This is a genomic window from Stenotrophomonas sp. MH181796, assembly GCF_009659995.1.
GTDB classification, from domain to species: domain Bacteria; phylum Pseudomonadota; class Gammaproteobacteria; order Xanthomonadales; family Xanthomonadaceae; genus Stenotrophomonas; species Stenotrophomonas riyadhensis.
The window spans coordinates 505,237-527,194 of the sequence record NZ_RAHU01000004.1 but is presented as its reverse complement, the minus strand read 5'-3'; the positions used below and the strand labels follow the sequence as shown (position 1 = coordinate 527,194).

Annotated in this window: 18 protein-coding genes and 2 tRNA genes; 4 read left to right on the top strand and 16 right to left on the bottom strand. The window is 66.2% G+C overall.

Annotated features, from left to right (window positions below; genetic code table 11):
- Positions 1-5 precede the first annotated feature (5 nt).
- The 6 genes from pheT to thrS all read right to left on the bottom strand — a co-directional run bounded on the left by pheT (position 6) and on the right by thrS (position 7,004).
- Positions 6-2,402 carry a phenylalanine--tRNA ligase subunit beta gene (gene pheT, locus D5301_RS12615; protein ID WP_153855824.1) on the bottom strand — a complete coding sequence of 799 codons (2,397 nt, stop codon included), beginning with the start codon at positions 2,400-2,402 and terminating at the stop codon, positions 6-8.
- An 85-nt stretch (positions 2,403-2,487) separates the two neighbouring features.
- Positions 2,488-3,483 carry a phenylalanine--tRNA ligase subunit alpha gene (locus tag D5301_RS12610; protein ID WP_153855823.1) on the bottom strand — a complete coding sequence of 332 codons (996 nt, stop codon included), beginning with the start codon at positions 3,481-3,483 and terminating at the stop codon, positions 2,488-2,490.
- A 193-nt stretch (positions 3,484-3,676) separates the two neighbouring features.
- Positions 3,677-4,036 carry a 50S ribosomal protein L20 gene (gene rplT / locus D5301_RS12605; protein WP_006380762.1) on the bottom strand — a complete coding sequence of 120 codons (360 nt, stop codon included), beginning with the start codon at positions 4,034-4,036 and terminating at the stop codon, positions 3,677-3,679.
- 11 nt (positions 4,037-4,047) lie between these two features.
- Positions 4,048-4,245 carry a 50S ribosomal protein L35 gene (gene rpmI, locus D5301_RS12600; protein WP_005410436.1) on the bottom strand — a complete coding sequence of 66 codons (198 nt, stop codon included), beginning with the start codon at positions 4,243-4,245 and terminating at the stop codon, positions 4,048-4,050.
- Between the two features lie 266 nt (positions 4,246-4,511).
- The gene (gene infC / locus D5301_RS12595; protein ID WP_074725076.1) at positions 4,512-5,039 is read right to left on the bottom strand and encodes a translation initiation factor IF-3; all 528 of its coding nucleotides are present in this window, start codon (positions 5,037-5,039) and stop codon (positions 4,512-4,514) included.
- A gap of 63 nt (positions 5,040-5,102) precedes the next feature.
- Positions 5,103-7,004 (bottom strand): threonine--tRNA ligase, encoded by a 1,902-nt coding sequence (gene thrS, locus D5301_RS12590; RefSeq protein ID WP_153855822.1) that lies wholly within the window; start codon positions 7,002-7,004, stop codon positions 5,103-5,105.
- Positions 7,005-7,433: 429 nt separating this feature from the next.
- On the opposite strand from thrS, the gene D5301_RS12585 reads away from it, so the two are divergent.
- Genes D5301_RS12585 through D5301_RS12575 form a run of 3 tightly spaced genes read left to right on the top strand, consistent with a single transcriptional unit; the run spans position 7,434 to position 9,563 of the window.
- Positions 7,434-7,730: a hypothetical protein gene (locus D5301_RS12585; protein WP_005410439.1), complete on the top strand. Its 297-nt coding sequence runs from the start codon at positions 7,434-7,436 to the stop codon at positions 7,728-7,730.
- Positions 7,730-7,993, top strand: a complete 264-nt coding sequence (locus D5301_RS12580; protein WP_153855896.1) for a hypothetical protein — start codon at positions 7,730-7,732, stop codon at positions 7,991-7,993. The genes D5301_RS12585 and D5301_RS12580 overlap by 1 nt, the downstream gene beginning before the upstream one ends.
- Positions 7,994-8,003: 10 nt before the next feature.
- Positions 8,004-9,563, top strand: a complete 1,560-nt coding sequence (locus tag D5301_RS12575) for a PepSY-associated TM helix domain-containing protein (RefSeq protein WP_049401220.1) — start codon at positions 8,004-8,006, stop codon at positions 9,561-9,563.
- Positions 9,564-9,601: 38 nt separating this feature from the next.
- Here D5301_RS12575 and D5301_RS12570 read toward each other — a convergent pair whose 3' ends face one another.
- Entirely contained in the window at positions 9,602-10,792 is a 1,191-nt protein-coding gene (locus D5301_RS12570) for a glycoside hydrolase family 18 protein (RefSeq protein WP_153855821.1), read from the bottom strand.
- A gap of 222 nt (positions 10,793-11,014) precedes the next feature.
- Between D5301_RS12570 and D5301_RS12565 the strand changes: the two genes are divergently transcribed.
- On the top strand, positions 11,015-12,001 hold the full coding sequence (locus D5301_RS12565) for a hypothetical protein (protein WP_228756389.1): 987 nt from the start codon (positions 11,015-11,017) through the stop codon (positions 11,999-12,001).
- A 134-nt stretch (positions 12,002-12,135) separates the two neighbouring features.
- Here the strand turns inward: D5301_RS12565 and pnp are convergent, their stop codons facing one another.
- The 9 genes from pnp to D5301_RS12520 all read right to left on the bottom strand — a co-directional run bounded on the left by pnp (position 12,136) and on the right by D5301_RS12520 (position 21,837).
- On the bottom strand, positions 12,136-14,244 hold the full coding sequence (gene pnp / locus D5301_RS12560) for a polyribonucleotide nucleotidyltransferase (protein WP_032128652.1): 2,109 nt from the start codon (positions 14,242-14,244) through the stop codon (positions 12,136-12,138).
- A 151-nt stretch (positions 14,245-14,395) separates the two neighbouring features.
- Positions 14,396-14,656, bottom strand: coding sequence for a 30S ribosomal protein S15 (rpsO, locus tag D5301_RS12555; protein ID WP_005410445.1), 261 nt, complete (start codon positions 14,654-14,656; stop codon positions 14,396-14,398).
- 173 nt (positions 14,657-14,829) lie between these two features.
- Positions 14,830-15,738, bottom strand: coding sequence for a tRNA pseudouridine(55) synthase TruB (gene truB / locus D5301_RS12550; RefSeq protein WP_110712981.1), 909 nt, complete (start codon positions 15,736-15,738; stop codon positions 14,830-14,832).
- A gap of 107 nt (positions 15,739-15,845) precedes the next feature.
- Complete coding sequence (gene rbfA / locus D5301_RS12545) at positions 15,846-16,229, bottom strand: 30S ribosome-binding factor RbfA (protein ID WP_005410447.1); 384 nt, start codon at positions 16,227-16,229, stop codon at positions 15,846-15,848.
- Positions 16,230-16,388: 159 nt separating this feature from the next.
- The gene (gene infB, locus D5301_RS12540; protein ID WP_032128650.1) at positions 16,389-19,034 is read right to left on the bottom strand and encodes a translation initiation factor IF-2; all 2,646 of its coding nucleotides are present in this window, start codon (positions 19,032-19,034) and stop codon (positions 16,389-16,391) included.
- Between the two features lie 92 nt (positions 19,035-19,126).
- Positions 19,127-20,638, bottom strand: coding sequence for a transcription termination factor NusA (gene nusA / locus D5301_RS12535; RefSeq protein WP_005410449.1), 1,512 nt, complete (start codon positions 20,636-20,638; stop codon positions 19,127-19,129).
- 4 nt (positions 20,639-20,642) lie between these two features.
- Positions 20,643-21,233, bottom strand: coding sequence for a ribosome maturation factor RimP (gene rimP / locus D5301_RS12530; protein ID WP_019660578.1), 591 nt, complete (start codon positions 21,231-21,233; stop codon positions 20,643-20,645).
- Positions 21,234-21,599: 366 nt separating this feature from the next.
- A tRNA-Met gene (locus tag D5301_RS12525) sits at positions 21,600-21,676 on the bottom strand.
- An 84-nt stretch (positions 21,677-21,760) separates the two neighbouring features.
- Positions 21,761-21,837, bottom strand: a tRNA-Met gene (locus tag D5301_RS12520).
- Positions 21,838-21,958: the final 121 nt, after the last annotated feature.

Below are 21,958 nucleotides of genomic sequence, written 5' to 3'. Positions count from 1 at the left end.
CCCGCTCAGCCGCGGATCCGGGCGTGATGTTCACGCTCGATGGCAGTGACCGCCTCGGCCACCACCGCATCCACGTCGCGGTCCGTCAGAGTGCGCGACTTGTCCTGCAAAATCAAGCCCATAGCGAGACTCTTGAATCCCGGCTCGACGCCCTGGCCGACGTAGCGGTCGAACAGGTTCAGGTCGCGCAGCAGCGGGCCAGCGGCCTGGCGGACGGTGGCCGCGAGATCGGCCCAGGCCACCTGTTCAGGCACCAGGAATGCCAGGTCACGACGCACTGCCGGGAAGCGCGACAGTTCGCCGGCACGCGGCAGGCGGCGGGCGGTCAGCGGCTCCAGGTCCAGTTCGAAGGCATAGACGTCGGCTTCGATGTCCATTGCCTTGGCCAGACGCGGGTGAATCTGGCCGATCCAGCCGATCGCCACGCCATCGCGGAACACCTCGGCCGAACGGGCCGGGTGGCCGTAAGGGCGGGCCGACGGGCGGAACTCCAGTACCGCACCACTGGCAGCGGCCAGCGACTCCAGGTCGCCCTTCAGGTCATGGAAATCGACCTTGCGGGCCGGCAGGCCCCACTGCAGTGCCTGTGCATCGCCACAGACCGCAGCGGCCACGCGCGGGGTCTCCAGCGGCGCCGGCCGGCTTTCGCCGAGCGACGCGTCGCCGGCCTGCTGGGCGAACACACGGCCCAACTCGAACAGGCGCACGCGGCCGATCTGGCGGGCGGCATTGCGGCCCAACGTGGCGACCAGGCCTGGCAGCAGCGACGGGCGCATCACCGCCAGTTCGGCCGACAGCGGGTTGGCCAGCGGTACCAGGCCGTCGCGCAGCTGCCACTGGCTCAGCAGCGCATCGTCGACGAAGGCGAAATTGACGGTTTCCTGCTGGTCACGGGCGATCAGCTGGCGGCGCACGCTCAGCGCGTCCAGCTGGGTCTCGCTCGGCATCGCCACGCGCGAGGCGCCGCCCGGCAGCGTGGTCGGGATCTGCTCGTAACCGTGGATGCGGGCCAGCTCTTCGATCAGGTCTTCTTCGATGGCGATGTCGAAGCGGCGGCTCGGCGCCGTGACCTGCCAGCCGTCGGCGGTGGCAACCACGTCCATGCCCAGCGCGCGCAGGATGCGCTCGACTTCCGCATCTTCGATGGTGATGCCGAGCACGCGGGTGATGCGGGCGCGGCGCAGCACGATGGTTGCCGGCTGCGGCAGATCGGCCTCACGCACGGCCTCGGTGACCGGCGCCGGGGTGCCGCCGGCCAGGTCCAGCACCAGGCGGGTGGCGTACTCGATGGCGGTACGCGGCAGTGCCGGGTCGACACCGCGCTCGAAGCGGTGGCCGGCATCCGTGTGCAAGCCCAGCTTGCGGCCACGGCCCATGATCGCGGCTGGCGCGAAATGCGCGGCCTCCAGGAACACGGCAGTGGTGGCATCGGTGACACGGGTGTCGAAACCGCCCATCAGGCCGGCCAGGCCGACCGCACGATCGGCGTCGGTGACCACCAGGAAGCTGTCGTCCAGCGCAGCATCGCGGCCGTCCAGCAGCTTCAGGCTCTCGCCGGCACGCGAACGGCGCACGGCGATGCTGCCCTGCAGGGTGCCCAGGTCGTAGGCATGCATCGGCTGGCCGAGCTCGAGCATCACGTACTGGGTGATGTCGACCAGCAGCGAGACCGGGCGCACGCCACTGCGGCGCAGGCGCTCGGCCATCCACAGCGGGGTCTCGGCGGCGGCGTTGACACCTTCGATGACGCGGCCCAGGTAACGCGGTGCTTCGGCGCCGGCGTCGAGCTGGATGGCCAGCTCACGGTTGCCGATGGCGGGAATCGTCTCGGTGGTGAAATCCAGCACGTCGCTGCGGGTGGCGGCGGCGACGTCATAGGCGATACCGCGCAGGCTGAAGCAGTCGGCGCGGTTCGGGGTCAGCTTGATCTCGATGCTGGCGTCCGGCAGGCCCAGGTACTCGACCAGAGCCTGGCCGACCGGTGCGTCATCCGGCAGCTCCAGCAGGCCGGAGGCATCGTTGTCCAGGCCCAGCTCCTTGGCCGAGCACAGCATGCCGTTGGACTCGACACCGCGCAGCTTGGCCGGCTTGATCTTCAGCTCGCCAATCTGCGCGCCGACCATCGCCAGCGGCGCAACCAGGCCCGGACGTGCGTTCGGTGCGCCGCACACGATCTGCAGCAGCTCGCCCTGCCCGGCATCGACCTTGCACACCTGCAGGCGGTCGGCTTCCGGATGGCGTACGGCGTCGACGATGCGCGCCACGACCACGTGCTCGAGGCCTTCGCCCAGCGCGGTCACGTCTTCCACTTCCAGGCCGATGGCGGTCAGCACCGCACTCAGTTCATCGCGCGAAGCGCGGGTCGGGACGTGGCTGCGCAGCCAGTTTTCGGAGAATTTCATGGTGTCACCCTGGTGGGCCCGGCGCATGCGCCTGGGCCTGCGAATTTAGAAGCAGTCGAGCAAGCTCGACTCTACGGACCGGCGCTTACGCGAACTGCTTGAGGAAGCGCACATCGTTCTCGAAGAACGCGCGCAGATCGTTGACGCCGTAACGCAGCATCGCAAAGCGCTCCACGCCCATGCCGAAGGCAAAGCCGGTGTAGCGCTCCGGATCGATGCCGACGTTGCGCAGCACGTTCGGATGGACCATGCCGCAGCCGAGCACTTCCAGCCAGCGGGTGCTGCCATCGGGCTGCTGCCAGGCGATGTCCACTTCCGCACCCGGTTCAACGAACGGGAAGTAGCTGGGGCGGAAGCGCATCTCGAAGTCGCGCTCGAAGAACGCACGCACGAACTCAGCCAGCGTGCCCTTCAGGTCGGCGAAGGTCGAATGCTCGTCCACCAGCAGGCCTTCCACCTGGTGGAACATCGGCGAATGGGTCTGGTCGCTGTCGCTGCGGTACACCTTGCCCGCGGCGATCATGCGCAGCGGCGGCGCGTGGTCGCCCATGTAGCGCACCTGCACGCCCGAGGTGTGCGTGCGCAGCAGGCGGCCGTCGCCGAAGTAGAAGGTGTCGTGCATGGCACGCGCCGGATGGTGCGGCGGGAAGTTCAGCGCCTCGAAGTTGTGCCAGTCGTCCTCGATCTCCGGACCTTCCGACAGCTCGTAGCCCAGCCGGGCGAAGATGCCGGTGATGCGCTCCAGGGTGCGGGTGATCGGATGCAGGCCGGCACGATCGCCATTGCGGCCCGGCAGGGTGATGTCGATGGTTTCGGCGGCCAGGCGTGCATCCAGTGCAGCGTCTTCCAGCAGCGCCTTGCGCTCTCCCAGCGCGCGGGTCAGCGCGTCGCGGGCCTGGTTGATCGCTTCACCGGCGGCCTTGCGCTCGTCGGCCGGCAGGGCGCCGAGCTGCTTGAGCTGCGAGGTGATGCTGCCACTCTTGCCAAGCAGGGCCACGCGCAGCTGTTCCAGCACGTCGGGGCTCTGTGCGGCGGCCACATCGGCCAGCGCCTGGGTGGTGAGGGATTGGATGTCGCTCATGGGGGGCCGGAACTCCAGTCGATCTGCCATCGCGATGCGCGAAGGGCCGACCCCTGTCGCCACCGCCGTCCCCGCGCTGCCGCTGTGGCCTCGCCGGGACCCAAAAAAGAATGGGGAAGGACTTGCGCCCTTCCCCATGCATTGCCTTGACCTGACACCGTTCCGAGTGAACGGTTACGGCATCGGGAAGGACTTATGCCGCCAGCGCGCCCTTGGCCTTTTCGGCCAGCGCGGTAAAGCCGGCTGCGTCGTGCACGGCGATGTCAGCCAGGACCTTGCGATCCAGGGTGATGCCGGCCTTCAGCAGACCGTTCATGAAGCGGCTGTAGCTCAGGCCGTTGATGCGGGCAGCCGCATTGATACGGGTGATCCACAGCGAACGGAAGTTGCGCTTCTTCTGCTTACGGCCGATGTAGGCGTACTGCTGTGCCTTGATGACCGCCTGCTTGGCGACGCGGAAGACCTTGCGACGGGCGTTGTAATAGCCCTTGGCGAGATCCAGAATCTTCTTGTGGCGGCGACGCGCCTGTACGCCACGCTTAACTCGTGCCATTTTTCAGTTCCTCAGAGGTAAGGGAGCATGCGGTCCAGACGGCCTGCGTCTTCTGCACGGACATGGCCCGTCTGACGCAGATTACGCTTACGCTTGGTCGCTTTCTTCGTGAGGATGTGGCTACGGTTGGCGTGGCCGCACTTGTACTTGCCCGAGGCGGTCTTGCGGAAACGCTTGGCCGCTGCCCGGTTGGTCTTGATCTTGGGCATTGCAATGTCCTTGATGGGATATGACCCTGGTTTCTGACTGATCTGGCGGCGGCCTGGGCCGCTCTTTCCGTCCTGCCATGATCGGCGTACGACCCGTCCTGGGTGGGTCGAGCCGGGCATGATACAGGCAAAACCGCCCTGCCACCAGCCCCTGCAACCCTTTCGCCGGCAATTCACCGGCTTCCTGCAAAAGCAAAGGGACGCCCATGGCGCCCCTCTACCCTGAACCATTCAGCCAGGCGCCCCGGAAGGCGGCCCGTCAGGCCTCAGGTCTTCTTCTTCGGCGCGATCATCATGACCATCTGACGCCCTTCCAGGCGCGGACGGGATTCAATGACGATGTCCTCGCCCAGATCGGTCTCGATCCGGTTGGCCATTTCGCGGCCCAGTTCCTGGTGGCTCATTTCACGGCCACGGAAACGGATGTTGACCTTGATCTTGTCACCATCCTCGAGGAACCCGCGCATCTTGCGCAGCTTGATCTGGTAGTCGCCCTCGTCCGTGACCGGACGGAACTTCACTTCCTTGATCTCGACCTGCTTGGTCTTCTTCTTGGCCTCGCTGGCCTTCTTCTGCGCTTCGAACTTGAACTTGCCGAAGTCCATGATCTTGCAGACCGGCGGATCGGCCTGCGGCTGGATTTCGACCAGGTCCAGGCCTTCATCTTCGGCCATGGACAGCGCTTCGTCGCGCGACAACACGCCGATCATTTCTCCGTCACTGCCGATCACGCGGACGCGCGGCACACGGATTTCCTGATTCTTGCGGTTCTGTTTGTTGTCAGGGGTGCTGATATTACGTTCTCCCAAGGGTATCGAACCGGTCCGGGTGCCTGTGCCCCCGGACCGGACCTTTGCTTACGCGCCCTCGGCCTCGAGCCGCTCGATGAAGGCCTGCAGGCTCATGCTGCCCAGGTCTTCGCCAGAACGCGTACGCACCGCCACAGCCCCATTTTCCTTCTCGCGGTCACCAATGACCAGCAGGTAGGGCACGCGCTGCAACGTATGCTCGCGGATTTTATAGCCGATCTTCTCGTTACGCAAATCCGAGCTGACGCGGAAGCCTTGCTCCGCAAGGGTTTTGGTCACGCCCGAGACGTACTCGGCCTGAGCGTCGGTGATGTTGGCCACCACCACCTGGGTCGGCGCCAGCCAGGTCGGGAACTGGCCGGCATGGTGCTCGATCAGGATGCCCAGGAAGCGCTCCATCGAGCCCACGATGGCGCGATGCAGCATGACCGGGTGCTTCTTCTGGCTGTTCTCGTCCACGTACTCGGCGCCCAGACGGCCCGGCATCATGAAGTCGACCTGCATCGTGCCCAGCTGCCAGGTACGGCCGATCGCGTCCTTCAGGTGGTACTCGATCTTCGGGCCGTAGAAGGCGCCCTCGCCCGGCAGCTCCTGCCACTCCACCCCGTTGCTGGACAGTGCCGAGCGCAGCGCGCCCTCGGCCTTGTCCCAGGTGGCGTCATCGCCCAGGCGCGATTCCGGACGCAGCGCGATCTTGACCTGGATCTCATCGAAGCCGAAGTGCTGGTAGACCGCCAGCGCCTGCTGGTGGAACGCGGTCACTTCCGCCTCGACCTGGTTTTCCGTGCAGAACACGTGGCCGTCGTCCTGGGTGAAACCACGCACGCGCAGGATGCCGTGCAGCGCGCCGGACGGCTCGTTGCGATGGCAGGCACCGAACTCACCATAGCGGATCGGCAGGTCGCGGTAGCTGTGCAGGCCCTGGTTGAACACCTGCACGTGGCCCGGGCAGTTCATCGGCTTGAGCGCGTAGGTGCGCTTCTCCGATTCGGTGAAGAACATCGCGTCCTGGTAGTTGTCCCAGTGGCCGGATTTCTGCCACAGGCTCACGTCCAGGATCTGCGGGCAGCGCACTTCGCCGTAGCCGGTCTTGCGGTACACCTTGCGCATGTACTGCTCGACCACCTGCCACAGTGCCCAGCCCTTCGGGTGCCAGAACACCAGGCCCGGCGCTTCTTCCTGCAGGTGGAACAGGTCCTGCTGCTTGCCGATGCGGCGGTGGTCGCGCATCTCGGCTTCTTCGATGCGCTTGATGTACGCCTCGAGCTGCTTCTTGTCGGCCCAGGCGGTGCCGTAGATGCGCTGCAGCTGTTCGTTCTGCGCGTCGCCACGCCAGTAGGCGCCGGAGATGCGGGTCAGCTTGAAGGCCTTCAGGAAGCGCGTGTTCGGCACGTGCGGGCCGCGGCACATGTCCACGTATTCCTGGTGGTAATACATGCCCATCGCCTGGATGTCGTCGGACATGTCCTCGATCAGGCGCAGCTTGTAGTCCTCGCCACGGGCCTTGAAGATCTCGATCACTTCGGCGCGCGGCGTCACCTTCTTGATGACGTCGTAGTCCTGGGCGATCAGTTCACCCATGCGCTTCTCGATCGCGGCCATGTCGTCCGGGGTGAACGGGCGCTCGGAGTAGATGTCGTAGTAGAAGCCCTCGGCGATCACCGGGCCGATCACCATCTTCACGTCCGGGTACAGCTGCTTGACGGCGTGGCCGACCAGGTGGGCGCAGGAGTGGCGGATGATCTCAACGCCCTCCTCGTCCTTGGCGGTGATGATGCGCAGGCTGGCATCGTGGTCGATGACGTCGCTGGCATCGACCAGCACGCCATCCACGGCACCGGCGATGGTGGCCTTGGCCAGGCCGGCGCCGATCGACTGGGCGACCTCCATGACGCTGACGGGGTTTTCGAATTCGCGGCGGCTGCCGTCGGGAAGAGTAATGTTGATCATCGCAGTGGCTTCGTGCGGGGCCCGCAGGGCGGGCTGGAAAGCGTTCCCGGGGCGGCGCCCGGGCAACAAAAAAGCGCCGCGAGGGCGCCTGGAACACAGGGCCTTCGGGGGCAGGTCAACAGTGGGCGGTGGTAGTGCTCATGTCGCACGCTCGGCCGGCGCTGGGCGCGGGCCACCTTGTTCCAGTCAGGGTTCTACGCTGATCTTAAACCAGCGCAGGGGAAAGCCCAAGGCCTACCGTACGGTCCGCTGAATGGGTCTCGCTGGCGGCGTGAAATTGCAATGATTACCATGTCGGCGCAGGCCGCCCTGTGCCAGCCTGCCCGCTTTCCCCCAGGACCCCGTGATGCGCCACCCGCTCCGACCGGCTCCCGCCGGCCCCGCCCGTGCCCCGCGTTCGCCGGCCCGCTGCCACGCTGGCCGCCCGCGATGATCACCGTCGGCCTTTCCACGCTCGGCTTCTGCAGCCTGGGCATGCTGGCGGCGATGTTCTCGGCGCTGGCCTTCTATGCCGCCTCGCCGCACTGCCGCTGGCCGCGCCTGCGCCGTGCCGGCCGCCTTGGCCGCCAGATCGGCCTGGTCGCCGCTGCCGCCGCGCTGTGGCTGTGGATGGCCGAGCTTGGTTTTGCCGCCGGCCTGGTGGCGATGCTGTGCACCTGGATGCTGGCCGCCATGCTGCTGCCGGCGCTGGCGGCCTGGCACCGCCCCGGCACGGAGTCGCCGTGATGTGGCCGCGCGCCTTCGCCGGCATCGTGGTCGGCTTCCTCCTGGCCGCCGCCGTCACCGGCCTGCTGGCATGGCTGCCGCCCGGCCCGTGGCAACGGGCGCTGGTGCCGACCCTCATCGCCTTCATCCCGCTATGGATGCTGGCCGCCCTGTGGGCGTTCAGTTTCCGCAGCGCGCTGCGCGCCTGGCTGGTGCTGGCCGGCAGCGCCGCCGCCGGCTTTGCCGTGCTCGGGCTGCTGCGCCTGACCGGCGCGGTGCAATGAGACCTTTCCCATGAAGTTCAGTTCGCAGACGCTGCGCACGTTCACCACCCTGCACACCTGGGTCGGCCTGGTTGCCGGCTTCGGCCTGTTCGTGGCCTTCTACGCGGGTGCGCTGACCCTGTTCCACCACGACCTGCCGCTGTGGCAGACGCCCGGTGCAGCCACCGCACTCCCCGCCGGCCTGGACGACGCGCAGTACCTGCTGGAAGACGTGCTTGCCGCGCATCCGGAAGCGCGCCGCCACGTCGGCATGACCTTCCCCGGCACCGAACACCCGCAGCCACTGGCCTACTGGCAGGCCGATGACGGCAGCTGGCGCTACGCCTGGCCGGGACAGATCGCCGGCAGCCCGACGCCGCCACAGACCGGGCTGGCCGAACTGGTCAACGAGCTGCATTACAGCCTCGGCCTGCCGGTGGCCGGCATCTACGTGATGGGCATCGTCAGCCTGCTGTATGGCATGGCACTGCTGAGTGGCCTGGTGATCCACCTGCCAAAGCTGTTCGGTGATCTGTTCGCACTGCGTCCGGGCCGCAACCTGAAACAACTGTGGCAGGACGCGCACAACGTGATCGGCGTGCTCAGCCTGCCCTTCCACCTGATGTTCGCGGTCACTGGCGCCCTGCTCTGCCTGGTGTTCGTGCAGATGGCCCTGCTCAACCCGCTGATCTACGACGGCAAGGCCCTGCAGGCGGTACCGACCGCAATGGACACCGCGCCCGTGCGCGACGCCAGCGGCATCCCGGCACCGCCGGGCAGCCTGCGCGTGCTGCATGCACGCGCGCTTGAAGTGGCCCGCGCACAGGGCGTGGCCAATTTCGAACCGGCCTACCTGAAGCTGGCCAACGCCGGCGATGCCAACGCCACCATCGAGATCACCGGCGAATCCACCGGAACGCTCGGCCCGCTCGGCGCGGTGGCACTGGACGTGGCCACCGGCAACGTCCTGGCCTCGCAGCTGCCCGGCCAGCGCGACGCCAACCACGCCACGCTCAGCGCGGCCTATGCCCTGCACTTCGGCGAGTTCGGCAACGGCGTAGTGGTCTGGCTGTACTTCCTGCTCGGCCTTGGCGGTGCCTTCCTGTTCTACTCCGGCAACCTGTTGTGGATCGAATCGCGGCGCAAGCGTCGCCAGCCGCAGCAACCGCGTGCCGGGGTGAACATGGCACGGGCCACGGTCGGCGTCTGCATCGGGCTGTGCGTTGCGATTTCGGTGGCGTTCGTCACCGCACTGGTGCTGGAGCGGCTGGCACCGTCCGCGGTCGACCACGGCATCCGCTGGGCCTGCTTCGGCAGCTGGGCGGCCTGTGCGCTGTGGGCCGCGCTGCGACGCCCGGCGCAGGCGGCACGCGAACTGCTGTGGGCGGCGGCGATCAGCACCGCGCTGGTGCCGATCCTGCATGGCGCGCTCAATGGTGACTGGCTGTGGCGTGCTGCTGCGCGTGGCCACTGGCCGCTGTTCTGGGTCGATGCCATCGCGCTGGCCATGGCCTTCGGCTTCGCCCGCCTGGCAGTGGCCAGCCAACGCCGCGCCCGCAACGGCGATCCCAACAGCGTCTGGGCCAACTGAGCCGTCGCCGGGCATGACCCGGCGCAGCCAGGCGAGGTTCAATCGCCGATGCGTGCCTTCTGCCAGGGACCCAGCATGGCGTTGAGCAGGCTCGCCTGTTCGTCGTCGCCGGTCAGCTCCCACATGAAGACGCCGGCCAGGCCCTGCTCACGGGCGAACTGCGCACGCAGGCCGATCGAGCGCGGGTCTTCATAGCTGATGAAAACCTTCTGCTCGGCGTTGTACAGCCACGGGCTCTGCGCCTGTGGTTGCCAGTGCTTCGTCCAGCCCGGCTGGTCGAGATAACGCGCCTTGATCACCCGCCAATCGCCGGCATCGGCCGGTGCGCTGTAGGCCTGATACAGACCGTCCGGTGCATCGCCGGTGACCTTGAAGCCGCGCCCGTAGAACGGCACGCCCAGCACCAGCTTGTCGGCCGGCACACCATGCTCGCGGTAGTACTGCACTGCGCCGGCGACGTTGTTCCAGCGCCGCAGCTCCGGCGCCAACGGATCGGTCGGCACTTCATGCAGGGGCGCATTGAACGTCGACACCGATGAGAAGCCGGTGCCCATGTCGTAGCTCATCAGGTTGATGAAATCGAACACCTTGGCCAGCGCCGGCAGGTCATAGCTTGCCGCTGGATCGTAGGGGCCATCGGTCTGCAGGCGACCGGCGGCCAGTGCGGCGGTCAACAGCATCGGCTGCCCCGCCTTGCGGCCATGCGCATCAAGGGCCACGCGGAACGCCTGCGCGAGCCGGGTCAGATTGGCGCGGTCCTGCGGACGGTGTGCCAGCTCCTTCGGCCCGCCACTGACCGGGAACTCCCAGTCGATGTCCACGCCATCGAAACTGCCAGCATGACGATCGAAGAACAGCGCCATGCATGAGTCGACCAGGCGCTTGCGGCTGGCCTCGGTCAGCGCTGCATCGGAGAATCCACCTGCCCCCCAGCCACCGATCGAAATCAGCGTGCGCAGATGCGGGTGCGCCTTCTTCAGCTCGGCCAGCGCCGCGAAATTCTTCGCCGCTTCCGCGCCGATCGTGCAGCGCCCGTCCTCGATGGTGGAGAACGCGTAGAACAGGTGGGTGAGGCGCTCGGCCGGAATGCTCGACACCGGGTAGCGCTCGGCCGAACCACCGGGGTAGTAGGCACCGAAGATCGGCGGCTGCGCGGGTGCCGCATGCACGGCAATGGGCAAGGCACCGGCAATCAGCACGGCAAGGGCAGCCACGGTCTGGCGGAACATGGGATCTCCCGGTTCGAAGGCGCAGCCACGTTAGCAAACGGATGGGGCTGTGGGACGGTTGTCGTGGCATGTCGTCCAGTGGACAGGTGCATCCCGCCGAATGACGACAACGCGCCAGTCATGCAACGACCCTCATGCACTGCAGCAGGACACGCGCCGACGCCGCGTTCGCGGGCTCGCGCATCGGCTAAGGTAGCCGCGGACCTTCAACCGCGCATGGACATGAGCACCGACCACGACAACCTCGACGACAGCGACCTGCTGGACGACGAAACCCTCGACGAAGGCCAGGCCCTGGAGGCACGCGCCTACGACGCGTTCCACGAAGGCGACCTGCAGCAGGCGGTGGCGCTGTTCGGCGAGCTGATCGCACTCGCCCCCGAAGTGCCGTACCTGCATTACATGCGCGGGCTGGCGCACAAGTACCTGCGCGACTGGGCTGCCTCACTGCAGGACAACCTGCAATCGGAGCAGCTGCGCGGCGAGTTCGATGTCGCCACTGCCTGGAATGCCGGCATCGCCGCCACCGGCGCCGATGACTGGGCCGAAGCACGCCGCCAATGGGCCCGCTGCGGCATCACCCTGCCCGAGGGCGAAGGCCCGATCGAGGGCCACTTCGGCGTGGCCTGCGTGCGCCTGGCACCGTGGTCGGATGCTGAAGTGGTGTACATGAGCCGCATTGATCCGGTGCGTGCACGCATCGACAACGTACCGCTGCCCGAAAGCGGCTTCCGCTTCGGCGACATCGTGCTGCACGACGGCGCCTCGACCGGCCAGCGTGCCTACGGCGAGCGCCAGGTGCCGGTGTTCAACGCGATGCAGCGCCTGCAGGCATCGGACATGGCGACCTTCACCGTGTTCGTGCAGTGCGATTCGGCCGATGACATCGCTGCCCTGGAGGCCATCACCCTGCCCGGCATCGGCATGGTCGAGGATTGGACAGCCACCGTGCGCCGGCTGTGCCGTCGCTGCAGCTACGGCACGCCGCACCAGCATGGTGATGAGGCGCCAGATGAAGACCAATGGAGACGCGAACGTGACCTCGGCGTGGCCGCACAGGGCCGGGCTGCGGTGGAAAAGCTCATGGCGGTGTGGGTCGCTGCAGCCCCCGGCCGGGTGCTGGAGGCCATCGAACAGCGCGAGCACCCGCTGAGCGACCCGGAGCCAGGCCAGGTCTGGTGGCTGGGTGAGGACGAAGAAGACGCGTAAGTGCAAGGACCAACGGTCCTCATCCACAGGATTACAGGCAAAGAAAAAGCGGGCCGAAGCCCGCTTTTTCATTTCAGCGATTCCAGAAGCGTGTCAACCAAGGTTGACACCTACCGTAATCGACCGGAGGTCGATTACTCGGCGCTGACGGCGTCGCCTTCTTCCACGGCCTTCATCGACAGGCGGATACGGCCCTGCTTGTCGACTTCCAGCACCTTGACCTTGACCACATCGCCTTCCTTCAGCACGTCGCCGACCTTCTCGACGCGATCGCTGGAGATCTGCGACACGTGGACCAGACCGTCCTTGCCCGGCAGGATGGTGACGAACGCACCGAAGTCCATGATCTTGGCGACCTTGCCTTCGTAGATGCGGCCCGGCTCGACGTCCGAGGTGATCTGCTCGATGCGGGCCTTGGCGGCCTGGGCAGCGATGGCATTGACCGAAGCGATGACGATGGTGCCGTCATCCTGGATGTCGATCTGGGTGCCGGTTTCCTTGGTGATGGCCTGGATGGTCGAACCACCCTTGCCGATCACTTCGCGGATCTTGTCCGGGTGGATCTTGATGGTCAGCAGGCGCGGCGCGTAGTCCGACAGCTCTTCACGCGGAGCGGTCAGGCCGTGGGCCATTTCGCCCAGGATGTGCAGACGGCCAGCCTTGGCCTGCTGCAGAGCCTGCTTCATGATCTCTTCGGTGATGCCTTCGATCTTGATGTCCATCTGTAGGGCGGAGATGCCCTCAGCGGTACCGGCCACCTTGAAGTCCATGTCGCCCAGGTGATCTTCGTCACCCAGGATGTCGGACAGGACGACGAAGCGCTCGCCTTCCTTGACCAGACCCATGGCGATACCGGCAACCGGCGCCTTCACCGGCACGCCGGCGTCCATCAGGGCCAGCGACGAACCGCAGACCGAGGCCATCGACGAGGAACCGTTCGACTCGGTGATTTCCGAGACGACGCGGATGGTGTACGGGAAGGCTTCCAGCGACGGCATGACAGCCAGCACGCCGCGCTTGGCCAGGCGACCGTGGCCGATTTCGCGGCGCTTCGGGCCCATCATGCGGCCGCACTCACCCACCGAGAACGGAGGGAAGTTGTAGTGGAACAGGAAGTTTTCCTTGTACTCACCGGCAACGGCGTCGATGACCTGGCCGTCACGGGCGGTGCCCAGGGTGATGGTCACGATGGCCTGGGTTTCGCCGCGGGTGAACAGCGAGGAACCGTGGGTACGCGGCAGCACGCCGGTCTTCACGGCGATCGGGCGGACGGTGTCCAGCGCACGGCCGTCGATACGGACCTTGGTGTCCAGCACCGAGTCACGCATGGTGCGGTACTCCAGCTCGCCGAATTCCTTCGACAGCTCGGCCGGGTTCCAGCCTTCAGCGGCCACGCGGCCAGCCAGGGTTTCGACCACGTCCTTCTTGATCGCCGAGATGGCGTCACGGCGCTGCAGCTTGTCACGCACCTGGAAGGCTTCGCCCAGGCGCGGGCCGATGGCTTCCTTCAGGGCGGAGATCAGCGCGTCGTTCTTGGCCGGGGCTTCCCAGGTCGACGGCTTGGTGCCGGCTTCGACTGTCAGCTCGTTGATCGCGTTGATGACCTTCTGCATTTCGCGGTGACCGAAGGTCACGGCGCCCAGCATCACTTCTTCGGACAGCAGCGCGGCTTCGGATTCGACCATCAGCACGGCGTTGGAGGTACCGGCGACAACCAGTTCCAGCTGCGAGTCAGCCAGTTCGCTGACGGTCGGGTTCAGGATGTACTCGCCGTTCTTGTAGCCGACCTTGGCAGCGCCGATCGGACCCATGAACGGGGTGCCGGCCAGGGCCAGAGCAGCCGAGGCGCCGATCAGGGCCGGGATGTCACCGTCCACGTCCGGGTTCAGCGACATGACCGTGGCGATGATCTGCACTTCGTTCTTGTAGTCTTCCGGGAACAGCGGACGGATCGGACGGTCGATCAGGCGCGAGATCAGGGTTTCCTTCTCGGTCGCACGGCCTTCACGCTTGAAGAAACCACCCGGGATACGGCCGCCGGCGTAGAACTTTTCCTGATAATCGACGGTCAGCGGGAAGAAGTCCTGGCCTTCGCGCGCGCTCTTGGCGGCGACGGCGGTGACCAGCAGTACGGTGTCGTCCATCTTGACGATGACGGCGCCGCTGGCCTGACGGGCGACTTCGCCGGTCTCAAGCGTGACGGTGTGCTTGCCGTACTGGAAGGTTTTGGTGATTTTTGCCACGGAGGGTGTCCTTGGGGATGCTGTCTGCGAATTTGGACCGTCGGCGACCCTTGCCGCCAGCGGGTGGCCGGATCGTTCCGGCCTGAATCGGGGATTGCGGTGCTACAAAACAAAACCGCGGCGCATCGCTGCGCCGCGGGGGATTCGTTGCTTAGCGACGCAGGCCAAGCTTCTCGATCAGGGCCTTGTAACGCTCGACGTCCTTCTTCTTCAGGTAGTCGAGCAGGCTGCGACGGCGGTTGACCATCTGCAGCAGGCCGCGGCGGCTGTGGTGGTCCTTCTTGTGGGTCTTGAAGTGGCCGGTCAGCAGTTCGATGCGGGCGGTCAGCAGTGCAACCTGGACTTCCGGGGAGCCGGTGTCAGCCGAGCTGCGCTTGTTGTCTTCAATGACCTTCTGGGTGTCGATCGACATTTCTTTTTTCTCTGTGATGCGTGGCCGGCAGGAACGCGCTTCGCGCACCGCCAGGCTCGCCGTGGACTACGAGGATGAAACCTGCGCGAGGCAGGCTGCCGGAAAACGGCCGCGAAATTGTAACGGTCGGGGGCTTCCGGGACAAGGACCGGGGCTGAACCGCCCGGCCCAGGTCAGAGGTTGAAACGACGCTGCGGGGCCAGCAGGCCACTGTCATCGACCTGGCCCAGGCCCTGGACAGCATCGTCCGGGCCAAACACGGCCACCAGGCCATGCGGCCAGGACAGGTCGCGCTGGCGCTGGCCGACGCAGAAGCGGTGGGCCTGGTCGGCATCGAGGTCGACCCGCGGGTATTCAGCCAGGCCGGCCGCCAGCGGCAGCAGCAGCGCGTCCATGCCGGCCTCGTCGCCCGCCTCGACCATCGCCCGCAGTTGATCCAGCGTGACCATGGCAGGCTCGCGGAACGGCTCGACCCACAGCCGGCGCAGCGCGCTGATGTGGGCGCCACAGCCCAGGCTTTCGCCGAGGTCGCGGGCCAGGCTGCGGATATAGGTGCCGGAACCACAGGTCACGCGCAGCCGCAGCCGTTCCGGCTGCTGCTCCAGTACCTCGATGGCATGCACCTGCACCTCGCGTTCCGGCGCTTCGATGACGTCACCGCGGCGGGCCTTCACATACAGCGGTTCCCCACCCTGCTTCAGCGCCGAATAGATCGGGGCACGCTGGCGGATGTTGCCGGTCAGCGGCACCAGCGCCGCCTGCAGGGCCTCGGCACTGATCGCCGGCACCGCGCGCTGCAGCAGCACCTGGCCTTCGGAGTCATCGGTGTCGGTGGTCTGGCCCAGCATGATCTCGGCGTCGTAGGCCTTGGCCGAGCCGAGCAACAGTCCGGCAATCTTGGTCGCCTCGCCGAAGCACAGCGGCAGCAGGCCGGTGGCCAGCGGATCGAGGCTGCCGGTATGGCCACCCTTTTCGGCACGGAACAGGCGACGGGCCACCTGCAGGGCGGCGTTGGAGCTCATGCCGGTCGACTTGTCGAGCAGCAGGATGCCATCCAGGCGGCGGAACTGAATTCGGGTCATGACAGGAGTTTGTAGAGTCGAGCCATGCTCGACTGCTGCAGCGCGGTCTGCATCAGACATCGCGCAGCCGGAATGCAACAACGCCGGGCATGCCCGGCGTCGCGCGGTTATTCTTCGTCGCTCTCGCGACGCTTCTCGGCGGCCAGCGTATCGGGCAGGTCGCGCAGGATGTTGTCGATGTGTTCACCACGGTCGACCGAGTCGTCGTAGTGGAAATGCAGCTCCGGCACGTGGCGCAGCTTCATCGCTCGGGCCAGGTCCATGCGCAGGCGATAGCCCAGCTCCTTCAGGCCGGCCACGGCTTCAGCCGAACGTTCCGGCATCAGCGCAGTGACGAATACCTTGGCATGGGCCATGTCGCGGGTGATTTCCACGTCGGACACGCTCACCGAGGGCAACCCGTGCTCGCGCACGGCGTTGTGCACCAGGGTGCCGAGTTCACGGCGCAGCTGGGCGGAGACACGGTCGGTTCGATGGAAAGTCTTGGGCACGCGGTCGGGCTCTCGATTCAAATGTGACCCGACCAAGGTCGGGTCCTACCAGGAGGAGCGGCCCGACCTTGGTCGGGTCCTACCAGGAGGAGCGGCCCGACCTTGATCGGGCCCCACCAGGGGGCGGACCGGCCCGTGAGGGCTGGTCCGTTGCAGCAATTACAGGGTGCGCGGCACTTCGATACGCTCGAAGCACTCGATCTGGTCACCCGGCTTGACGTCGTTGTAGGCCTTCACCGCGATACCGCATTCGGTACCGTTGCGGACTTCTTCGACGTTCTCCTTGAAGCGACGCAGCGATTCCAGCTCGCCCTCGAAGATCACCACGCTGTCGCGCAGCACGCGGATCGGCTTGTTGCGCTTGACCACGCCCTCGATGACCATCGAACCGGCGACGGCACCCAGCTTGGAGCTGCGGAAGACGTCGCGGACCTCGGCAATACCGATGATCTCTTCGCGGATCTCCACGCCCAGCAGACCGGAGGCCACCTGCTTCACCTGGTCGATCACGTCATAGATGATCGAGAAGTAACGCAGGTCAACGCCGTTGGATTCGATGATGCGACGGGCCGAAGCATCCGCACGCACGTTGAAGCCGATGACGGTGGCCTTCGAAGCGGCAGCCGAGTTGGCGTCCGACTCGGTGATGCCGCCCACGCCGGAGTGGATCACGTTGATGCGGATGTCTTCGTTGGACAGCGCGACCAGTGCCTGGCTCAGCGCCTGCACCGAACCCTGCACGTCGGCCTTGATGACCAGATTGAGGACCTGCTGGCCCTCGCCCTTGCCCAGGGTCGCCATGATGTCTTCCATGCGGCTGCCGGCGGTGGCGACCAGGCGCGATTCACGGCGCTTGGTTTCGCGCTGCTGGGCAACGTCCTTGGCCAGGCGCTCGTCCTCGACGACCACGAAGTCGTCACCCGCTTCCGGCACGCCGGACAGGCCCAGGACCTGCACCGGGATGGACGGGCCGGCAAACTCCGGCTGCTTGCCGGTTTCGTCGAACAGCGCACGCACGCGGCCGTACTGGATGCCGCACACCAGATAGTCGCCCTTCTTCAGGCGGCCCTGCTGCACCAGCACGGTGGCGACCGGGCCACGGCCCTTGTCCAGCGACGATTCGATCACCACGCCCGAGGCGCGGCCTTCGTCGACGGCCTTCAGTTCCAGCAGTTCGGCCTGGATCGAGATGGCGTCCAGCAGGTCGTCGATGCCCAGGCCGGTCTTGGCCGAGATCTCCACCATCTGGGTATCACCACCGAAGTCTTCGGCCACGACCTGCTCGGACAGCAGTTCGTTCTTGACCCGCATCGGGTCGGCGTCGGACTTGTCGATCTTGTTGATCGCCACGATCAGCGGCACACCCGCCGAACGGGCGTGCTGGATCGCTTCCTTGGTCTGCGGCATGACGCCGTCATCGGCGGCCACGACCAGCACCACGATATCGGTCAGCTTGGCGCCGCGCGCACGCATCGAGGTGAATGCCGCGTGGCCCGGGGTATCCAGGAAGCTGATCACGCCCTTCGGCGTATCCACGTGGTAGGCACCGATGTGCTGGGTGATGCCGCCGGCTTCGCCGGTGGCGACCTTGGTGCGGCGGATGTAATCCAGCAGCGAGGTCTTGCCGTGGTCGACGTGGCCCATGATGGTGACCACCGGCGGACGCTGGGTGGCTTCGCCCTGGTTTTCACCGGTCGAGGCCAGCAGTGCGTCTTCGGCGTCGTTGTCGTTGGCACGGATGGCCTTGTGGCCGAGTTCTTCGGTCACCAGCGCGGCGGTGTCATGGTCGATGGACTGGGTGATGGTGGCCATCACGCCCATCTTGAACAGCGCCTTGACCACCTCGCCGCCCTTCAGCGCGAGCTTCTGCGCCAGGTCGGCCACGGTGATCGTGTCGCCGATCGCCACTTCACGCACCACCGGCGCGGTCGGACGCTCGAAGGCGTGCGGACCTGCATTGTTGCCACCGCGCGACATGTCGCGACGGCCACCGGCCTGGTTACGCCCGCCCGGACGACCACGGGTGTTGCTGTTGTTGCTGTTGCCACGACGCGCGCGGTCGGCAGCCGACAGGTGCATCTGGCCGGCGAAACGGTCGCCCGGGCCACGCTCGTTGCGCGGAGCGCTGCGGTTGTTGCGGTCGTCGTTGCGCGGCGGCGGCGGAGCGCTGCGCGGCGCAGCCGGAGCGGCGGCCGGAGCACGCGGCGGGCGCGGCGCGGTTTCATCGATCGGAGCGCGCTTGGGCTTGCTGGCAGCCAGTGCCTCGGCAGCCTTGGCGGCGGCCGCAGCTTCCTCGGCGGCCTTCTTCTCGGCCTCTGCGCGTTCCTTGGCCGCAACCTCTTCCTCACGGGCACGGACGATGGCTTCGTCGCGCAGACGATCCTTCTCGGCCAGAGCCTGCTGTTCGGCGAGGTTGCGCGCACGCGACTCTTCCAGCTTGCGCAGGATGTCGGCGCGCTCTTCGTCCGGGGTCATGGCGCGAGCACCATCCTTGACGTAGGTACGCTTCTGGCGCACCTCGACATTCACGGTCGTCTTGCTGCGACCGGAGCTGACCGTCACTTCCTGCTGTTTCCGGCGGTTGAGCGTGATCTTCTTTGCGGACTGATCCGTCTCTTCCGGGGCCTGCTCGGGCTTGCCATGCGAACGACGAAGGAAGCCCAGGAGCTTCACCTTCTCGGTACTGGTCACGACCTGGTCGGGACCGCTGAACTTCATGCCGGCACCGGCCAGCTGTTCCAGCAGTTTTTCGACCGGCGTGTTGACCAGTTCGGCAAGCTTGCGGATGGTGGTTTGCTGCGACATTCGGATCCTATGATCTTGTGGGCGCCCCCCCGCATCTGGAGGTGGCGCGGATTCTACGCCCTGAGCGGCTCAGGGCCCTGTTCATTGCCGGCTCATTCGCCGCGTTCCAGTCGGGCGATCTCCTCGGCACGCGCGGCCAGGATCAGCGCAGCGGCGCGCGCCTGGTCCAGCCCTTCGATGCCGAAGTCCATGACCTCGTCGGCGGCCAGGTCGGACAAGTCCTCACTGGTGCGCACGCCGTGGCCGGCCAGCGCATACGCGGTGGCTTCGTCCATGCCCTTCAGGGACAGCAGGTCCTGCGCCGGCTGGCCGTCTTCAAGGCCTTCCTCGACTGCCAGGGCCTCATTGAGCAGCGCATCGCGGGCACGAGCGCGCAGCTCTTCGACGATGTCTTCGTCGAAACCTTCCACGGCCAGCAGTTCGCCAACCGGGACATACGCGATTTCCTCGACGGTGCCGAAGCCTTCGCTGACCAGGATGCCGGCGATCTCTTCGTCCACTTCCAGCTTGTCCATGAACAGCTGGCGGGCCGAAGCCTGCTCGGCCTCCGACTTGGCGGTGACCTGGTCCTGGGTCATCACGTTGAGCTGCCAGCCGGTCAGGCGGCTGGCCAGGCGCACGTTCTGGCCGCCCTTGCCGATCGCCTGGGCCAGGCGGTCTTCAGCGACAGCCAGGTCCATCGAGTGCTTGTCTTCATCGACGATGATCGACTGCACTTCGGCCGGCGCCATCGCGTTGATGACGAAGTTGGCCGGGTTGTCGTTCCACAGCACGATGTCCACGCGCTCGCCATTGAGCTCGTTGGACACGGCCTGCACGCGCGAACCGCGCATGCCGATGCAGGCGCCGATCGGATCGGTGCGCTGGTCGTGGGCCAGCACGGCGATCTTGGCGCGGTCGCCCGGATCGCGGGCGCAGGCCTTGATTTCCACCAGGCCCTGGCCGACTTCCGGCACTTCCAGCTTGAACAGCTCGATCATGAATTCCGGGGCGGCGCGGCTGATGAACAGCTGCGGGCCACGCGGTTCCGAACGGACTTCGGCCAGGTAGCCGCGCACGCGGTCACCGGCGCGCAGCACGTCGCGCGGAATGCCCTTGTCCTTCGGGATGAAGCCTTCGGCGTTGCCACCGAGGTCGACATAGATGTTGCCGCGCTCGGCGCGCTTGACCACGCCGGTGATCAGCTCACCCACGCGATCCTTCCATGCATCCACGACCTGCTGGCGCTCGGCTTCGCGCACGCGCTGGACGATGACCTGCTTGGCGGCCTGGGCAGCAATGCGGCCGAAGTCCGGGTTCTCGATCTGCTCTTCGATGTAGTCGCCGACGTCCACGCCTTCGGCTTCATCGACGGCGTCCATCAGGCGGATCTGGCGGTCCGGCGATTCCATGACCACGTCATCGGCCACCACTTCCCAGCGGCGGAAGGTTTCGTAGCTGCCATCCTTGTGGTCGATGACCACGCGGGTCAGCACTTCCTCGTCGGGATAGCGCTTCTTCGCTGCCGAGGCCAGGGCGGCCTCGATGGCATCGAAGATCACTTCACGCGGCACGCCCTTCTCGTTGGCGACCGCGTCGACTACCAGCAACAGTTCCTTGCTCATTGGCTCACTCCGCGCGCGGCTTCTTTGCCGCCGGCTCGTTGGAAGAAGAATTCGTGTTCGGCTTCGGACGCTTCGGTGCCGGACCGGTCGGCTTGCTCGGGGCCAGCCCCAGCGCCACCCAGTCGGGCATGATCCGTGCCTTGTCGATGTTGTCGGCCGACACGACCACTTCGGCCTTGTCGACGATGAAGGTGATGGTGCCCGCGGCCTCGTCGGTCGCTTCGATGCGGCCCTGCAGGCGACGGCGATTGTCCTGCGGCAGCTTCAGCGTGACCTTGGCCGATTCACCCTGGTGGCGGGCGAACTGCTCCAGGTTGAACAGCGGGCGGTCGACGCCCGGCGAGGACACTTCCAGCGTGTAATTGCCGCTGATCGGGTCTTCGACGTCCAACTGCGCCGACACTTCGCGGCTGACCCGCTCGCAGTCGTCGACATTGATGATGCGCTCGGGCTGTTCAGCCAGCGGCACGTCGATGTAAAGGCGCAGGGTCGCACCGCCGGGGGCCGGCAGATACTCAACGCCCAGCAGCTCCAGGCCCAGCGACACAACGGTCGGGGCGAGCAGATTCGCGATGTCGGTTGCCTTGTCGCTCACAGCCTGCCTTGATCTCTTGGTTGGGTGCCGGCCTTGGCCGGCGTGAAAACATGACGCCCCGGAAACGACAAAGGGCCCGCTGGGCCCCTTTTCCGGAAAGACTCCGGTGACTGGATTCCGGTTGCAACCTGCAGTGCCTGCCGGTTGCGGCCCTCCTTCCGGGTCCGGGCTCCCGCTGGGAGGCCGCCTTCAGGGGTACTGCTAGGTCGCTGATGATAGCGACTGCACCGCGCTGGTGCAAGGTGCGGACCCGGGGTCAGATCCCTTTTCCACGGGAAAAGGGATCTGACCCCAATCACGCAGAAACGATGCAGGCCCCAAAGAAAAACGCCCTCGAAGCAGGACTTCGAAGGCGATCTCTTTACTTGGTAGCGGGGGCAGGATTTGAACCTGCGACCTTCGGGTTATGAGCCCGACGAGCTGCCAGACTGCTCCACCCCGCATCAGAAGCGGAATTATGAGGCATAACTTCAAAACCTGCAAGCTTTTCCTCATTCATCGAACTGGTTGGCGCCGATTCGATGTGTTGGTAGCGGGGGCAGGATTTGAACCTGCGACCTTCGGGTTATGAGCCCGACGAGCTGCCAGACTGCTCCACCCCGCACCGGAAGTGTTTGAACTGCTGCCCTGCTCTTTCGAGGAGGGCTACCGCAACGATGTTCTGGCTGAACCGCTGCAGTGACAACTCAGGCTGCGCATATTACACGAATCGCGCAGCTTTGTGT

Bases quoted from the DNA above. Each gene is read 5' to 3' on its own strand.
- pheT (WP_153855824.1), bottom strand. From the start codon at position 2,402: ATGAAATTCTCCGAAAACTGGCTGCGCAGCCACGTCCCGACCCGCGCT.
- D5301_RS12610 (WP_153855823.1), bottom strand. From the start codon at position 3,483: ATGAGCGACATCCAATCCCTCACCACCCAGGCGCTGGCCGATGTGGCC.
- rplT (WP_006380762.1), bottom strand. From the start codon at position 4,036: ATGGCACGAGTTAAGCGTGGCGTACAGGCGCGTCGCCGCCACAAGAAG.
- rpmI (WP_005410436.1), bottom strand. From the start codon at position 4,245: ATGCCCAAGATCAAGACCAACCGGGCAGCGGCCAAGCGTTTCCGCAAG.
- thrS (WP_153855822.1), bottom strand. From the start codon at position 7,004: ATGATCAACATTACTCTTCCCGACGGCAGCCGCCGCGAATTCGAAAAC.
- D5301_RS12585 (WP_005410439.1), top strand. From the start codon at position 7,434: ATGATCACCGTCGGCCTTTCCACGCTCGGCTTCTGCAGCCTGGGCATG.
- D5301_RS12580 (WP_153855896.1), top strand. From the start codon at position 7,730: ATGTGGCCGCGCGCCTTCGCCGGCATCGTGGTCGGCTTCCTCCTGGCC.
- D5301_RS12575 (WP_049401220.1), top strand. From the start codon at position 8,004: ATGAAGTTCAGTTCGCAGACGCTGCGCACGTTCACCACCCTGCACACC.
- D5301_RS12570 (WP_153855821.1), bottom strand. From the start codon at position 10,792: ATGTTCCGCCAGACCGTGGCTGCCCTTGCCGTGCTGATTGCCGGTGCC.
- D5301_RS12565 (WP_228756389.1), top strand. From the start codon at position 11,015: ATGAGCACCGACCACGACAACCTCGACGACAGCGACCTGCTGGACGAC.
- rpsO (WP_005410445.1), bottom strand. From the start codon at position 14,656: ATGTCGATCGACACCCAGAAGGTCATTGAAGACAACAAGCGCAGCTCG.
- truB (WP_110712981.1), bottom strand. From the start codon at position 15,738: ATGACCCGAATTCAGTTCCGCCGCCTGGATGGCATCCTGCTGCTCGAC.
- infB (WP_032128650.1), bottom strand. From the start codon at position 19,034: ATGTCGCAGCAAACCACCATCCGCAAGCTTGCCGAACTGGTCAACACG.
- nusA (WP_005410449.1), bottom strand. From the start codon at position 20,638: ATGAGCAAGGAACTGTTGCTGGTAGTCGACGCGGTCGCCAACGAGAAG.